12 protein-coding genes, 5 tRNA genes and 1 pseudogene (1 of these 18 running past the window's edge) are annotated in these 14,676 nt (G+C 42.1%); 17 read left to right on the forward strand and 1 reads right to left on the reverse strand.

Annotation, left to right across the window (positions count from 1 at the left end; genetic code table 11):
• The 13 genes and pseudogenes from GOM48_RS00835 to GOM48_RS00895 all read left to right on the forward strand — a co-directional run.
• Positions 1-64, forward strand: a tRNA-Tyr gene (locus tag GOM48_RS00835); it begins 17 nt to the left of the window's first position.
• An 11-nt stretch (positions 65-75) separates the two neighbouring features.
• Positions 76-146: transfer RNA gene (locus GOM48_RS00840), tRNA-Trp, on the forward strand.
• Positions 147-160: 14 nt separating this feature from the next.
• Positions 161-233 (forward strand) — tRNA-His (locus GOM48_RS00845).
• Between the two features lie 13 nt (positions 234-246).
• A tRNA-Gln gene (locus GOM48_RS00850) sits at positions 247-318 on the forward strand.
• Between the two features lie 9 nt (positions 319-327).
• Positions 328-411 (forward strand) — tRNA-Leu (locus GOM48_RS00855).
• Positions 412-594: 183 nt separating this feature from the next.
• Positions 595-1,872: a gamma-glutamylcysteine synthetase gene (locus tag GOM48_RS00860; RefSeq protein ID WP_235097778.1), complete on the forward strand. Its 1,278-nt coding sequence runs from the start codon at positions 595-597 to the stop codon at positions 1,870-1,872.
• A 75-nt stretch (positions 1,873-1,947) separates the two neighbouring features.
• Positions 1,948-3,432 carry a threonine synthase gene (thrC, locus tag GOM48_RS00865; protein WP_235097780.1) on the forward strand — a complete coding sequence of 495 codons (1,485 nt, stop codon included), beginning with the start codon at positions 1,948-1,950 and terminating at the stop codon, positions 3,430-3,432.
• A 60-nt stretch (positions 3,433-3,492) separates the two neighbouring features.
• Entirely contained in the window at positions 3,493-4,773 is a 1,281-nt protein-coding gene (locus tag GOM48_RS00870) for an MATE family efflux transporter (protein WP_235097783.1), read from the forward strand.
• A 3-nt stretch (positions 4,774-4,776) separates the two neighbouring features.
• Positions 4,777-5,400 carry an HAD family hydrolase gene (locus tag GOM48_RS00875; RefSeq protein WP_235097785.1) on the forward strand — a complete coding sequence of 208 codons (624 nt, stop codon included), beginning with the start codon at positions 4,777-4,779 and terminating at the stop codon, positions 5,398-5,400.
• 162 nt (positions 5,401-5,562) lie between these two features.
• A pseudogene (locus GOM48_RS00880) lies at positions 5,563-6,778 on the forward strand (LysM peptidoglycan-binding domain-containing protein).
• A gap of 149 nt (positions 6,779-6,927) precedes the next feature.
• On the forward strand, positions 6,928-7,794 hold the full coding sequence (locus GOM48_RS00885; protein WP_235097787.1) for a DUF2262 domain-containing protein: 867 nt from the start codon (positions 6,928-6,930) through the stop codon (positions 7,792-7,794).
• A gap of 158 nt (positions 7,795-7,952) precedes the next feature.
• Entirely contained in the window at positions 7,953-8,378 is a 426-nt protein-coding gene (locus GOM48_RS00890; RefSeq protein ID WP_235097788.1) for a MarR family winged helix-turn-helix transcriptional regulator, read from the forward strand.
• Positions 8,379-8,388: 10 nt separating this feature from the next.
• Complete coding sequence (locus tag GOM48_RS00895; RefSeq protein ID WP_235097790.1) at positions 8,389-8,751, forward strand: DUF1304 domain-containing protein; 363 nt, start codon at positions 8,389-8,391, stop codon at positions 8,749-8,751.
• A 40-nt stretch (positions 8,752-8,791) separates the two neighbouring features.
• Here the strand turns inward: GOM48_RS00895 and GOM48_RS00900 are convergent, their stop codons facing one another.
• Positions 8,792-9,649: a DUF975 family protein gene (locus tag GOM48_RS00900; protein ID WP_084946826.1), complete on the reverse strand. Its 858-nt coding sequence runs from the start codon at positions 9,647-9,649 to the stop codon at positions 8,792-8,794.
• Positions 9,650-9,765: 116 nt separating this feature from the next.
• Here GOM48_RS00900 and tgt point away from each other — a divergent pair, with 116 nt between their 5' ends.
• The 4 genes from tgt (at position 9,766) to GOM48_RS00920 (ending at position 14,665) form a co-directional block, all read left to right on the forward strand.
• The gene (gene tgt / locus GOM48_RS00905) at positions 9,766-10,908 is read left to right on the forward strand and encodes a tRNA guanosine(34) transglycosylase Tgt (RefSeq protein ID WP_084946823.1); all 1,143 of its coding nucleotides are present in this window, start codon (positions 9,766-9,768) and stop codon (positions 10,906-10,908) included.
• 133 nt (positions 10,909-11,041) lie between these two features.
• Positions 11,042-12,859, forward strand: coding sequence for an acyltransferase family protein (locus GOM48_RS00910; protein WP_084946820.1), 1,818 nt, complete (start codon positions 11,042-11,044; stop codon positions 12,857-12,859).
• A gap of 140 nt (positions 12,860-12,999) precedes the next feature.
• On the forward strand, positions 13,000-14,151 hold the full coding sequence (gene nagA, locus GOM48_RS00915) for an N-acetylglucosamine-6-phosphate deacetylase (RefSeq protein ID WP_084945412.1): 1,152 nt from the start codon (positions 13,000-13,002) through the stop codon (positions 14,149-14,151).
• Between the two features lie 148 nt (positions 14,152-14,299).
• Positions 14,300-14,665, forward strand: coding sequence for a DUF1033 family protein (locus tag GOM48_RS00920; protein ID WP_000286399.1), 366 nt, complete (start codon positions 14,300-14,302; stop codon positions 14,663-14,665).
• The last annotated feature ends 11 nt before the right edge of the window (positions 14,666-14,676 follow it).

Genomic DNA, 14,676 nt, shown 5'->3' on the forward strand with positions numbered 1-14,676 from the left:
GCTAAACGCGGCGGACTGTAAATCCGCTCCTTCGGGTTCGGGGGTTCGAATCCCTCCCCTTCCATTCCTTTAGTTACGGGCATAGTTTAAAGGTAGAACTAAGGTCTCCAAAACCTTCAGTGTGGGTTCAATTCCTACTGCCCGTGTTTATAGAATTATGGCGGGTGTGGTGAAGTGGTTAACACACCAGATTGTGGCTCTGGCATGCGTGGGTTCGATCCCCATCACTCGCCTATTTTATATTATTGGGGTATAGCCAAGCGGTAAGGCAAGGGACTTTGACTCCCTCATGCGTTGGTTCGAATCCAGCTACCCCAGTTACTATTTGCCGGCGTGGCGGAATTGGCAGACGCGCTGGACTCAAAATCCAGTGTCCGCAAGGACGTGCCGGTTCGACCCCGGCCGCCGGTATAGTATTAAAGACAAGGTTTTCGGACCTTGTTTTTTGATTTAGTGAAGATTTTGATATTTTTCTTTAAGTACAGATAACTGATGAATGATCTTTTTCTTCTTATTCTAATCATTTTTAGTGTATTTTTGGTATAATATTACTTATTCACATTTTATGTAGATTATGAAAGAGTTTGGTGGTTAATGTCTCGTTCGGTTGACTTGCTTAAGAAGCGCTACTTAGAAAATATAAAAGAGAAGCCTGATTTATTTGTTGGGGTTGAGCTGGAGTATCCTGTTGTAAATTTAGAGGGTAAGGTTACGGATATTGAGGTTGTTAAGGAACTGTTTCGGTATTTATCTTCTGTTCTGAAGTTTACAGTTGAGAAAGTTGATGATTTTGGAAATCCAATTCAGTTACTAGATCCGGTCAGTCAGGATACAATCTTATTTGAAGTTGCTTATACGACCGTTGAGTTTGCCTTTGGTAGGGCTAAATCCATCCAAGAGGTTGAAGAGCGTTTTAGAGACTACATGGATCTGGTTCAGAAAAAGTTGGGTGAAACAAATCATGCTATTGTTGGCTGTGGCATTCATCCCAACTGGGATAAAAATGAGAATTGTCCAGTGACTTATCCCCGCTATCAGATGTTAATGAACTATTTGAAGTTGAGCAGAACCGTTCCAAGAACGGATTTACACGATTACCCGCAATATGGTGCTTTTATTTGTGGGAGCCAAGTTCAACTGGACGTTTCAAAGTCTAACTACCTGCGTGTTATCAATGCTTTTACGCAAATTGAAGCAGCAAAAGCCTATTTGTTTGCCAATTCTGTGTTTTCGGGGGCAGACTGGGATACTAAAGTTTCAAGGGATATTTTTTGGGAAGAGTCTATGCATGGGATTTATCCGGAGAATGTAGGTGTCAATGCTAGACTCTTTAAAGATGAGGCTGATTTTTTTGACTATCTAAATCATTCTGCGATTTTTACAGCAGAGCGGGATGGTGAAACCTATTATTTTTATCCTATTCAAGCTAGGGACTATTTGGATACACCTGAAATTCAGGCATTTGCTCTTAATGGGGATGAGATATCGATCTATCCCCAAGAGGAAGATTTCCAAACCCATCGTAGTTACCAGTACCAAGACTTAACAACTCGAGGAACAGTTGAGTTTCGTAGTGTGTGTACTCAGCCGCTTGATAGGACTTTTGCTTCTGCTGCCTTTCACTTGGGATTATTAGTTAATTTAGATCAATTAGAAGCTTACTTGCAAAAGGCTCCATTTTTTATCACATTTGGTCGTGATTACAAGTCATTGAGACGGCAATTTTCTAAGAAAAAACTCACATATGAGGAAGAATCTGCAATTGTTGAGTTTTCAAAAGGCTTACTCCTTCTAGCTGAGGAAGGACTGGAGAAGAGAGGCAAGCAAGAAATGATTTACTTAGAGCCTTTGAAGAAAGAATTGGGTTTATAATTTCTCTTATAAAGGGAGAATTTTCTGAAAAATCATGATATAATGGAAGAGACTATAGATAAAGGATAGAGATTCATGACATTAGTTTATCAATCAACGCGTGATGCCAATAATACAGTAACTGCCAGCCAAGCTATTTTGCAAGGTTTGGCGACGGATGGTGGTCTGTTTACACCGCTTACTTATCCAAAGGTAGATTTGGACTTTGAAAAATTGAAAGATGCTTCTTACCAGGAAGTGGCTAAGTTAGTTTTGTCAGCATTTTTAGATGACTTTACAGCAGAGGAGTTGGACTACTGTATCAACAATGCCTACGATAGCAAATTTGATACCCCAGCTATTGCGCCATTGGTGAAACTGGATGGGCAATACAACTTGGAACTCTTCCATGGTTCAACGATTGCCTTTAAGGATATGGCCTTGTCTATCTTGCCATACTTTATGACGACAGCCGCTAAAAAGCATGGTTTAGAGAACAAGATTGTCATTTTGACAGCGACATCTGGTGATACTGGAAAAGCTGCTATGGCAGGATTTGCGGATGTGCCTGGAACTGAAATTATCGTCTTTTATCCAAAGGATGGTGTCAGCAAGGTACAAGAGTTGCAAATGACTACTCAGACTGGCGACAATACTCATGTTATTGCTATTGATGGTAACTTTGATGATGCGCAAACAAATGTGAAGCACATGTTCAACGATGTAGCTCTTCGTGAAAAATTGGCAGCGAACAAGTTGCAATTTTCATCAGCTAACTCTATGAACATTGGTCGTTTGGTACCACAGATTGTTTATTATGTCTATGCTTACGCTCAGTTGGTCAAGTCTGGTGATATTGTGGCTGGAGAAAAGGTCAACTTCACAGTACCAACAGGAAACTTTGGAAATATCTTGGCTGCCTTCTATGCTAAACAAATTGGTCTGCCAGTTGGCAAATTGATCTGTGCTTCAAATGACAATAATGTTTTAACTGACTTCTTTAAAACTCGTGTTTACGACAAGAAACGTGAGTTTAAAGTAACAACTAGTCCATCTATGGATATCTTGGTATCTTCAAACTTGGAGCGTTTGATTTTCCATCTTTTGGGGAATGATGCGGTTAAGACAGCTGAACTCATGAATGCCTTGAGTACACAAGGACAATATGAATTGACAGACTTTGATGCAGCGATTCTGGAACTCTTTGCAGCTGAATATGCGACTGAGGAAGAAACCTCGGCAGAAATCAAACGTGTTTATCAAACAGATGCCTACATCGAGGATCCACATACGGCGGTTGCCTCAGCAGTTTATAGAAAATACCAAGCTGCTACTGGCGATGCGACTAAGACAGTGATTGCTTCAACAGCTAGTCCCTACAAGTTCCCAGTGGTTGCCGTAGAAGCGGTAACAGGAAAAGCAGGCTTAACTGACTTTGAAGCCTTGGCTCAATTACATGACATTTCAGGAGTGGCAGTGCCACCAGCAGTTGATGGCCTTGAAACAGCTCCTGTTCGTCACAAGACAACTGTAGCAGCTGCTGACATGCAAGCAGCGGTTGAGGCTTATCTAGGACTTTAAGGCAGAGAGAGTAAACTCGGTTGGGAAACCAACTGAGTTTCTTTTCATCAGGAGGAAGGATTGTTTAAGAAAAATAAAGACATTCTTAATATTGCACTGCCAGCTATGGGCGAAAACTTTTTGCAAATGCTCATGGGCATGGTGGATAGTTACTTGGTCGCTCACTTGGGCTTAATCGCTATTTCAGGTGTTTCAGTGGCTGGCAATATTATCACCATTTACCAGGCAATTTTTATCGCTCTGGGAGCTGCTATCTCCAGTGTTATTTCAAAAAGTTTGGGGCAGAAAGATCAGTCCAAGTTGGCTTATCACGTGACAGAAGCTCTCAAGATAACCCTATTGCTGAGTGCACTTTTAGGCGCCTTATCCATCTTTGCTGGGCAAGAGATGATAGGACTTTTGGGAACTGAGCAGGAGGTGGCTGAGAGTGGTGGACTCTACCTATCTTTGGTGGGTGGATCGATTGTTCTCTTGGGCTTGATGACGAGTCTAGGTGCCTTGATTCGTGCAACGCATAATCCACGTCTGCCTCTCTATGTTAGTCTTTTATCCAATGCCTTGAATATTCTTTTTTCAAGTCTAGCTATTTTTGTCCTTGATATGGGCATAGCGGGTGTTGCTTGGGGGACTATCTTGTCTCGCTTAGTCGGTCTTGTGATTTTGTGGTCGCAATTAAAGCTGCCTTTTGAGAAACCGACTTTTGGTTTAGATAAGGAACTATTGACCTTGGCTTTGCCAGCGGCAGGAGAACGTCTCATGATGCGAGCTGGAGATGTAGTGATCATTGCCTTGGTTGTTTCTTTTGGGACGGAGGCAGTAGCGGGGAATGCAGTCGGAGAAGTCTTGACCCAGTTTAACTATATGCCTGCCTTTGGCGTCGCTACGGCGACGGTCATGCAGGTAGCTCGAGCAGTTGGAGAGGATAACTGGGAAAGAGTAGATGATTTGAGCAAGCAAACCTTTTGGCTTTCCCTGCTTCTCATGTTGCCCTTAACTCTCAGTGTCTATGCCTTGGGGACACCATTGACTCATCTCTATACGACCGATCCTGTAGCGGTTGAAGCGAGCGTTTTGGTGGCACTGTTCTCTCTACTAGGAACCCCCATGGCGACAGGGACAGTTATATATACGGCAGTTTGGCAGGGATTGGGAAATGCTCGCCTCCCCTTTTATGCGACAAGTATTGGGATGTGGTGTATCCGTATAGGGACAGCTTATCTGATGGGTATTGTTCTTGGTTGGGGCTTGCCTGGTATTTGGGCAGGAACCCTTTTGGATAATGGTTTTCGCTGGTTATTTCTACGTTACCGTTACCAGCGTTATATGATGTTGAAAGGATAGGAGATGCAAAAAATAGCTTTTATTTGGGATTTAGACGGGACCTTATTGGATTCTTACGAAGCGATTTTGTCAGGGATTGAGGAGACCTTTGCTCAGTTTGCTATTCCTTATGATAAGGAAAAAGTGAGAGAGTTTATCCTCAAATTTTCGGTGCAGGATTTGCTGGAGCAGGTGGCAGAAGAGCGAAAGTTGGATGCGGAAGTGCTCAATCAGGTGCGTGCCCAGAGCCTGTCTGAGAAGAATGCCCAGGTAGTTTTGATGCCAGGTGCGCGTGAAGTGCTAGCTTGGGCAGACCAAGCAGGGATTCAGCAGTTTGTCTATACTCATAAGGGAGACAATGCTTATACCATTCTAAGAGACTTGGGTTTGGAATGTTATTTTACAGAAATTCTAACTAATCAGAGTGGTTTTGCGCGTAAGCCTAATTCAGAAGCAGCTAACTATCTGCTATACAAGTATCAGCTGGATCCTGAGAAGACCTATTATATAGGGGACCGAACTTTGGATGTGGAATTTGCCCAGAATAGCGGTATTCAAAGCATCAATTTTTTAGAGTCGTCTTATGAAGGGAATCACATGATTCAAGAGTTAGCAGATATTCCTCGCATTTTTGGTGCTGAGCAATAAAAAAATTGTGTCAGTCGCGTGACAGAAACCTAACAAACTATTTCAAGTAATCGAGTTTGTTACAAGGAATAGACAGTTCTGTTAAATAGGCCCGAGAGGGCTTTCTTTCTGCTTTTTTTGTGTTATGATAGACAGGTATTCATTTGAAAGGAATAGGAAAGAATGAAGAAAAGAATTATTTTAGCTTCAACAGTAGCCTTGTCTCTTGCCCCAGTTTTGGCAACTCAAGCAGAGGAGATCCTTTGGACTGCTCGTAGCGTTGAGCAAATTAAAAATGATGTGACGAAAAACGAGAACAAAAACAGCTATACAGTTCAGTATGGTGATACCCTGAGCACGATTGCAGAAGCTTTGGGAGTAGATGTGACGGTTCTTGCTAATTTGAATAAAATCACCAATATGGACTTGATTTTCCCAGATACTGTCCTCACTACAACTGTCAATGAGAAAGAAGAGGTAACGGAAGTTGAAATCCAAACTCCTCAAGCAAATGCTAGTGAAGAAGTGACGACTGCGACAGCTAATTTGACGACAAATCAAGTGACTGTTGATGATCAAACTGTTCAGATTGCAGACCTTTCTCAACCAATTGAGGAAGTACCAAGTACAACAGAGACTGAAAAACCAACAGAAGTAGCGCCAAGTTCAGAAGTTTCTGAGATAGCGACAGTTGCTGAAGAGACACCATCTACAGAAACACCTGTAGTTGAAGAAACACCCTGAAACGACTCCAGCGAAAGTACCAGTAGCAGAAACAACTCGCCCAGTTGAAGAAGAAGCTCCTCAAGCGATTACTCCAGCTACCGAAGAAACGGCAGCAACAACTCCAGCAGAAGCACCAGTAGCAGCTGCTCCAGCAACTGAAATGCCTGCTGATACAACAGGAACAAGTGCAACAGAAGAAACAGCGGCATCAATAGCAACTTCTGAGACTGCAACTTCGACTTATCAAGCAGAGCAAAGTCAAACTCCTTCAAGAACTTATTCAGCTCCAGCGGCTCCTAACTATGCAGGACTTGCTGTAGCTAAGTCTGAGAATGCTGGTCTTCAACCACAAACGGCTGCCTTTAAGGAAGAAATCGCCAACTTGTTTGGCATTACATCCTTTAGTGGCTACCGTCCTGGTGACAGTGGGGACCATGGTAAAGGTTTGGCCATTGACTTTATGGTTCCAGTGAGTTCAGCACTCGGAGATCAAATTGCAGAATATGCAGCCCAAAATATGGCTAGCCGTGGCATCAACTATATCATCTGGAAGCAACGCTTCTACGCTCCATATGATAGCAAATATGGACCAGCTTACACATGGAATCCAATGCCAGACCGTGGTAGCGTAACCGAAAACCACTATGACAACGTTCACGTATCTATGAATTAAGAATAATAAGAAGCTATACATTTAAAAGTGTAGCTTCTTTTTGTGTAAAATAGTATTGATAAGTGAAATAAAATCTAAAACATGTTAAAATGTAAGCGAATACAAAACCATACTAACGCTTTTAAGCATAGAGAGAAGGGATGAAGTGAATGACAAATCGATTAAAAACTCCATTTGAGAAAACAAGAGATGATTTTGAAGAGGAATTTTGTGGTGAAATTGTCGAATTCTTGATTTTTACCCTCCAAAATGTAACTGGGGCCGCTTCTTTAAAAGATGGTTGTAAAATGCCGTCCGTTCATTTTAAAGCTAGTGTCAATGTTGCAACCCAGGAATTCTCTGAACGTGAGGGACGTTTGGAATGGGTATTGACTCCTGAGGAATTTGAAGAAAAGAGATGGGGCTTTAGTTTTGAACCCTACAAAATTCATCATATCAAATGTCAAAAACGCCCCTTCATGGAGTTAGAGCCATATATGTCAGAAGTAGCTAATAACTGCTACCACTTGCTGGAATACCTAGATGACCAATCCTCAGACTCTAGGTTAGAGACCTTGATTGAAACCTATCAAAAACCTGTCATCATTCAAGACGATATTGGCGAATTCACCTTAAACAGAGCCTATTCTTGGTTTGAAGGATTTATCACTTACGAGGGTGGTGGTAAGATTCATGCTATCTTTGCTGCGAGTGCAGATGAAAGTCTCCCTCCAAGTTGTTTTGATGATCTAAAGAAATTTATGGGAACTTTCCAAGTTCAAGATACTCGGATTAAAGACTATATTGTCAAAGAACTGTGGGAAACAGCTCAAGACTGGATAGATTCAGATGAAAATGACGTGGAGTTAACAGAAGAGTATTTTACCAACTCTCTTTCCTTGAGTGAACTATCGATCAACGAAGACGGGGAATTGACCCTCTACTATGATGATAGCGAGGAAATTTTTGCAGGTCATGCCATCGAAGTTGTCATTGATAAAGAGGGAGAAATCCTTCGAGCAGATTTGGTAGGTTAGTGCTGGATTTTATCTAGAATATAGAAATAATAGCCTTTTGGGATTGAAACCAAGAGGCTATTTTTCGTGAGTAAGCAAAATGGTTGCGTTTTTAATCTTTCTGTAATATAATTGATAAGTCAATAGTTGATAAATCAAGCGTACGCAAGGAGGTAGAAATGAAAAAAATTAACGACTTACTGTACCAGCTCCATTTAACAGATCAGATGATCACTCAACTCTTTGAGAAACAATTGGGAATTAGTTTGACCCGCTATCAAATCTTGCAGTTTTTACTGCAGCAGTCACCCTGCAACCAGATTGCCGTTCAGGAGAAGTTGCAAATCGACCAGGCGGCCTTGACCCGTCATTTTAAGATACTAGAGTCAGAGGGCTATGTCAGTCGCAAGCGTAATCCGGGCAATCAGCGAGAAGTCTTAGTTGAATTAACCCAAGAAGCCAAGAATCAACTCTTAGTCAGTCCGCCTAAACATCATTTGCGAGTGAAGGAACAGATGGAGAGCATCTTATCGACAGTCGAGCAGAAAGAGCTAACAACTTTACTGACGAAACTAGTGTCAGGTCTAGAAAAAATAGAATTTTAAGGAGAAAACGATGTCAATCATTACTACTATTTTAGCAACCCTTGTTGCCCTCGAGCATTTTTATATCTTTTATTTGGAGAGTATGGCAACCCAATCAGATGCAACCAGCCGAGTCTTTAATATGGACAAGGAAGAGTTGACTAGACCCTCTGTCACCTCACTGTTTAAAAACCAAGGGATTTATAATGCTTTGCTGGGTGTCTTTCTCTTATACGGAATTTATTTTTCGCAAAGCTTGGAAATTGTGACTATTTTTATTCTATTTGTTCTTGGTGCAGCGACCTACGGTTCTCTAACAGCAGATAAGAAGATTCTTCTAAAGCAAGGTGGGCCCGCTATTTTGGCTCTGCTGAGTATGTTGCTTTTGAAATAAGAAAACCAGTGTCCTGAAAGATGCTGGTTTTTGTAGGTTCTTATCCATTTCGACGTTTACGGGCTAGTAGGGCTCTGTAAAAGAAGATGTGATTGTTTTGGATATAGGGAAGGAGTGAAAAGCTAGCAATTCCAAAGGTGATCCAGTTAAGGAAGTACCAAGGGAGTAGTTGTAGGTCGAGGACAAAGCGCTGGAATTTGTAACCCTTCATCAAGAAACGGCTAGTTTTCAGGATTTGACGGGGTTTAGCATGTCCTAAATCCAGAGTGTCGCAGAGGAGGAATTCTACCTGCGAGTAGGCATAATGTTGTGGAATGTAGAGGATGTTTCCCACAATCATCAAGATGAGACTCGCGAAAAAGTAGAGCCCAAAGGTCAGAAGGAACTGCTCCGTTTCAACGGATGAGAGGTCTAATTTTGGAAATTCAGGATGTAGGGCGACAAATCTCCGAGCCAAGAGATTGCTATAAAAAAGAAAATAAACGCCTACTAAGTTTGGAATGCTCCATAAAAAGAGGTAGAAACGTTTGAGGAGCAGGGTTAGGAAGGTTTGCGAGAAGCGCTCTTCAGCAAAGAGGGTCAGGCTTGATTTTACTGAGAGTTCCGTATCAGGATCTTTGAGGAGTCGGAGTGTCGCAAAGGCAGCACCAGCTAGAAAAATCGTGCTCATAAAAGAAACCACTAGCGGGAAGAGATAGGCTTGGAGCACTTGTGCCAGCATGCTGAAAAAGGATTGCTCTAAAACACTTTCTTGGAGACGAGCCAAGGGGTTGAGAAAGCCTGATAAGATGACCAGTATGCTAGGTAAGAGATAGACGAGAAAGAGGCGGGGATTTTCAGCCTGAAATTGCCTAGTCTGCAGACGAATGGTTTTTAAATCAATTTTTGGGTATTTCATTCTTTCATTATACCATAGTTCGTGACAGTTCCTAGATTTTTTGATAAAATCATACAGTATGCCTTTGGGCACAAAGTATGAACTGGGACTGTTTTTCCCAGCTTCGGAGGTAGAAAATGACAGATTCACCAATCAAATACCGCTTGATTAAGAAAGAAAAACACACGGGAGCTCGTCTGGGAGAAATCATCACCCCGCACGGGACCTTTCCAACGCCTATGTTTATGCCAGTTGGGACCCAAGCTACTGTAAAAACCCAGTCACCAGAGGAGTTGAAGAAGATGGGTTCAGGGATTATTCTGTCCAACACCTATCACTTGTGGCTCCGTCCAGGAGATGAACTCATCGCGCGCGCAGGTGGTCTCCACAAGTTCATGAACTGGGACCAGCCTATTTTGACGGATAGTGGTGGTTTTCAGGTTTATTCCCTAGCAGATAGCCGAAATATCACAGAAGAAGGGGTAACCTTTAAAAACCATCTCAATGGTTCCAAGATGTTCCTATCGCCAGAAAAGGCTATTTCTATTCAGAACAATCTAGGCTCAGACATCATGATGTCTTTTGATGAATGTCCTCAGTTTTACCAACCTTACGACTACGTTAAGAAATCAATCGAGCGTACCAGCCGTTGGGCTGAGCGTGGTTTGAAGGCTCACCGTCGTCCGCATGATCAAGGATTATTTGGGATTGTGCAGGGGGCAGGATTTGAAGACCTTCGCCGTCAGTCAGCTCACGACCTTGTCAGCATGGATTTCCCAGGCTACTCTATCGGTGGTTTGGCAGTGGGAGAAACCCACGAAGAAATGAATGCAGTCTTGGACTTCACAACCCAACTTCTTCCTGAAAATAAACCTCGCTATTTGATGGGTGTGGGAGCGCCAGATAGCTTGATTGATGGGGTTATTCGTGGTGTGGATATGTTTGACTGTGTCTTACCGACTCGTATCGCTCGTAACGGAACTTGTATGACCAGTCAAGGTCGTTTGGTTGTCAAAAATGCCCAATTCGCCGAAGACTTTACGCCACTGGATCCTGAGTGTGATTGCTACACATGTAAGAACTACATACGCGCCTACCTTCGTCACCTGCTCAAGGCTGACGAAACCTTTGGTATCCGCTTGACTAGCTATCACAATCTTTACTTCTTGCTCAACCTGATGAAGCAGGTCCGTCAAGCCATCATGGATGACAATCTCTTGGAATTTCGTGAGTATTTTGTGGAAAAATATGGCTACAGCAAGTCAGGACGCAATTTCTAAAGTGTAAAAATAGAATACTGAAATCCTAAGTTTTCTCTTAGGATTTTTCCTATTTTTTTGATAGAATAGGGAGTATAATGGAATGGAAATTAGGTGGTGTTTTGCTTCCTAATTTAATGGAGAATAGACTCGTATGCGTATTAAATGGTTTTCCTTGATTAGGATTACAGGTTTACTTTTGGTGCTTTTGTACCACTTCTTTCAAACGATCTTTCCTGGAGGATTCTTTGGGGTAGATGTCTTTTTCACTTTTTCAGGATTTTTGATCACCTCCCTCCTTTTAGAAGAATTTGGGAAGGCACATCAGATTGATTTGTTGGGCTTTTTTAAGAGACGGTTTTACCGCATCGTGCCACCTGTGGTGCTGATGGTTTTGGTGACCATGCCTTTTACTTTCTTGGTTCGTCAAGACTATGTTGCTGGAATTGGTGGCCAGATAGCTGGAGTTCTCGGTTTTATGACCAACTTCTACGAAATGTTAACAGGGGGCAGTTATGAATCCCAGTTCATTCCGCATCTCTTTGTTCACAACTGGAGTCTAGCTGTTGAGGTTCACTACTATATCCTTTGGGGCTTAGCGGTTTGGTTCTTATCGAAACGTTCAAAATCTAGTAGTCAATTGAAAGGGATGGTATTTCTTCTTTCTACGGGAGCTTTCATCATTAGCTTTTTCTCTATGTTTATTGGTAGTCTAATGGCTAGTTCCCATTCGTCTGTCTACTTTTCAAGTTTAACCCATGTCTATCCCTTCTTTTTAGGAAGCATTTTGGCGACGGTTGTAGGTGTTCGTCAGACGAGCGATTTAGTCAAGCAGTTTGATCGGATGTGGGATCTTCGTCAGAATCTACTGGTATTTGCTGCAGGTCTCTTGGTGTTATTGCTCTTGACTTTCTTTGTCAAGTTCACCTACTTATTCGCTTATTTATTTGGTTTCGTACTGGCAAGTTTAGCGGCCGTGATCATGATTTTTGCTGCGCGTGTCTTGCATGAGAAAACGTCTGAGATACAAGAACCACGGATAATCACATTTTTAGCGGATACCAGCTATGCGGTTTATCTCTTCCACTGGCCTTTTTATATTATCTTTTCTCAGTTGATGAGTAATTTGCCTGCTGTTATTCTGACAATCATCTTTTCTTATTTCTTTGCTATCCTATCCTTCTATATTATTGAGCCATTGATTGCCGGTAAGACCAATCCTTTAATACGGAAGATTAGTCGATTACCTCATATTAAACCAATTAGTGCTGGTGGTGCTGGCATTCTTACCTTGATTACCTTGATTATCATAGCTGTGGCTCCTCAAGTTGGAGCCTTTGAAACAGACTTGATGGTGAATGGTTTTAAACAAGCCCAGACCAATATAGGACAAACAAAGACTCTTGCTGAGCAAGCAGAGGCTAGCCGACTGGGAATTTCTGAGGGAACGAGTCTGATTGGAGATTCGGTAGCCTTGCGTGCTAATACAGCCTTACAAGAGGCCCTTCCTGAAGCAAATATCAACGCTCAAGTTAGTCGGACAACCAAGCAAGCCAATGACATCATGCTCAATAACAGCCAGAACAAGGTACTTCTAAAAACAGTTGTCATTGCAACGGGTGTAAACGGACCAGAGAATTATAAAGATGACTTAGATACGATCGTTAAAAATCTTCCCAAAGGCCACCATCTGATTCTTGTAACTCCTTATGAAGGTGACAAGAGCAAGGAGACTTACAAATCAGTTGAGCAGTATGCGACTTATGCGCGAGAATTAGCAGAAAAGACTCCTTACGTGAGCATCGCAGACTGGAATAAGGTTGCTAAGGAACACCCTGAAATCTGGGCTGGAACCGACCAAGTCCACTTTGGAAATGATAGCAACATGATTGAAGAAGGTGCTAAACTTTACGCAGAGACGATTGCAGCTGCTGTTAAGGCTGCTCAGGAATTGCCTGTGAAATCAAAATAAGATCAAAGAGTTGGAGAAATCCAGCTCTTTTAAAATATCCACGAAAAACAGGTCTATACCATTTACAAATGAAAAAGAAAGGTTTATAATGTAATTGACATAATAAATTCTAGAATCAATCTATCAAGGAGGTTATCATTATGCCTAATTATATTAAAGCGGATCAGTTTTTCTACCCACACGGAGTTCGCCGTGGCGGTTACTTGGAACTTGTGGATGGCAAGTTTGGAAAGCATGTAGAACAGATTCCTGAAGGAGCTGAGGTGATTGACTATACAGGCTACAGCATTGCTCCAGGACTTGTGGATACCCACATTCATGGATTTGGTGGTGTGGATGTCATGGATAATAATATCGAAGGAACTCTTCATACTATGAGTGAAGGGCTCCTCAGCATGGGAGTAACGAGCTTCTTGCCGACAACTTTGACCTCATCTTATGAGCAATTGCTTGCGGTAACAGAAAATATCGGTGCTCGATACCAAGAAGCAAGTGGAGCCAAAATTCGTGGAATCTATTTTGAAGGACCGTATTTCACAGAGAAATACAAAGGAGCTCAAAACCCTGCCTATATGAAAGACCCTCGTATGGATGAGTTTCGTGCTTGGCAAAAAGCAGCTAATGGTTTGCTAAATAAAATTGCCCTTGCGCCAGAACGTGAAGGTGTAGAAGACTTTGTTCGTACGATTACGGGCGAAGGTGTGACCGTTGCTCTTGGACACTCAAATGCGACTTTTGATGAAGCTAAAAAGGCAGTCGATGCTGGAGCAAGTGTTTGGGTACATGCCTACAATGGAATGCGTGGGTTGACTCACCGTGAGCTCGGTATGGTTGGTGCCATGTATGAATTGCCTCATACCTACGCAGAATTGATTTGTGATGGTCACCACGTAGATCCAAAGGCTTGTGATATTTTGCTTAAGCAAAAGGGAACTGAAAATATTGCCCTTATCACAGACTGTATGACAGCTGGTGGCTTAGAAGATGGAGATTACATGTTGGGAGAATTCCCGGTAGTAGTTGCTAATGGAACTGCTCGCCTCAAATCTACAGGCAATTTGGCAGGTTCTATCCTCAAACTCAAAGACGGTTTGAAGAATGTGGTCGAATGGGGCATTGCGAATCCGCATGAAGCAGTCATGATGGCCAGCCTCAACCCAGCAAAATCTGTTCACATCGATGATGTCTGTGGTCAAATCCGCGAGGGTTATGACGCTGACTTTATCGTACTAGATAAAGATTTGGAATTGGTAGCAACCTACCTAGATGGTGTGAAACGTTATCAAGCATAGTAAAAAGCAGAGGCTGTGATGACTCAGCCTTTGCTTTTCTATTTAGAGGTATCTTCAGAAAGCTAGAGGATTGTTCTATAATGAAGCAAAATCCTTTCATTGTTCTAGAAAATTCGTTATAATATACGGTACAAAGGAAGTAGTGAAAATGTATCGTGTTATAGAAATGTATGGGGATTTTGAACCGTGGTGGTTTATAGAAGGCTGGGAAGAAGATGTCATCATGAGTCAATCTTTTGACAAGTATTATGATGCTCTAAAATATTATAAATCATGCTGGTTTGAGTTGGAAAAGAAGAATCCTCTTTATAAGAGTCGGAGTGATTTGATGACTATCTTTTGGGATCCTGCTGACCAACGCTGGTGTGATGAGTGCGATGAGTATTTGCAGCAGTACCATTCTTTGGCACTTTTACAGGATGAGCAAGTCATCCCCGATGAAAAGCTACGCCCAGGCTACGAAAAACAAACAGGTCAAGAAAAGCATCGTTCTTGCCGCATGAAATGGAGATAAAAAAGTAACTT

The sequence above is a fragment of the Streptococcus oralis genome (genome assembly GCF_021497885.1).
Lineage (GTDB): Bacteria > Bacillota > Bacilli > Lactobacillales > Streptococcaceae > Streptococcus > Streptococcus oralis_BQ.

What these genes read in the sequence shown, in the direction of transcription:
- GOM48_RS00860 (WP_235097778.1), top strand. Translation starts at nt 595, where the DNA reads ATGTCTCGTTCGGTTGACTTGCTTAAGAAGCGCTACTTAGAAAATATA.
- thrC (WP_235097780.1), top strand. Translation starts at nt 1,948, where the DNA reads ATGACATTAGTTTATCAATCAACGCGTGATGCCAATAATACAGTAACT.
- GOM48_RS00875 (WP_235097785.1), top strand. Translation starts at nt 4,777, where the DNA reads ATGCAAAAAATAGCTTTTATTTGGGATTTAGACGGGACCTTATTGGAT.
- GOM48_RS00885 (WP_235097787.1), top strand. Translation starts at nt 6,928, where the DNA reads ATGACAAATCGATTAAAAACTCCATTTGAGAAAACAAGAGATGATTTT.
- GOM48_RS00890 (WP_235097788.1), top strand. Translation starts at nt 7,953, where the DNA reads ATGAAAAAAATTAACGACTTACTGTACCAGCTCCATTTAACAGATCAG.
- GOM48_RS00895 (WP_235097790.1), top strand. Translation starts at nt 8,389, where the DNA reads ATGTCAATCATTACTACTATTTTAGCAACCCTTGTTGCCCTCGAGCAT.
- GOM48_RS00900 (WP_084946826.1), bottom strand. Translation starts at nt 9,649, where the DNA reads ATGAAATACCCAAAAATTGATTTAAAAACCATTCGTCTGCAGACTAGG.
- tgt (WP_084946823.1), top strand. Translation starts at nt 9,766, where the DNA reads ATGACAGATTCACCAATCAAATACCGCTTGATTAAGAAAGAAAAACAC.
- GOM48_RS00910 (WP_084946820.1), top strand. Translation starts at nt 11,042, where the DNA reads ATGCGTATTAAATGGTTTTCCTTGATTAGGATTACAGGTTTACTTTTG.
- nagA (WP_084945412.1), top strand. Translation starts at nt 13,000, where the DNA reads ATGCCTAATTATATTAAAGCGGATCAGTTTTTCTACCCACACGGAGTT.
- GOM48_RS00920 (WP_000286399.1), top strand. Translation starts at nt 14,300, where the DNA reads ATGTATCGTGTTATAGAAATGTATGGGGATTTTGAACCGTGGTGGTTT.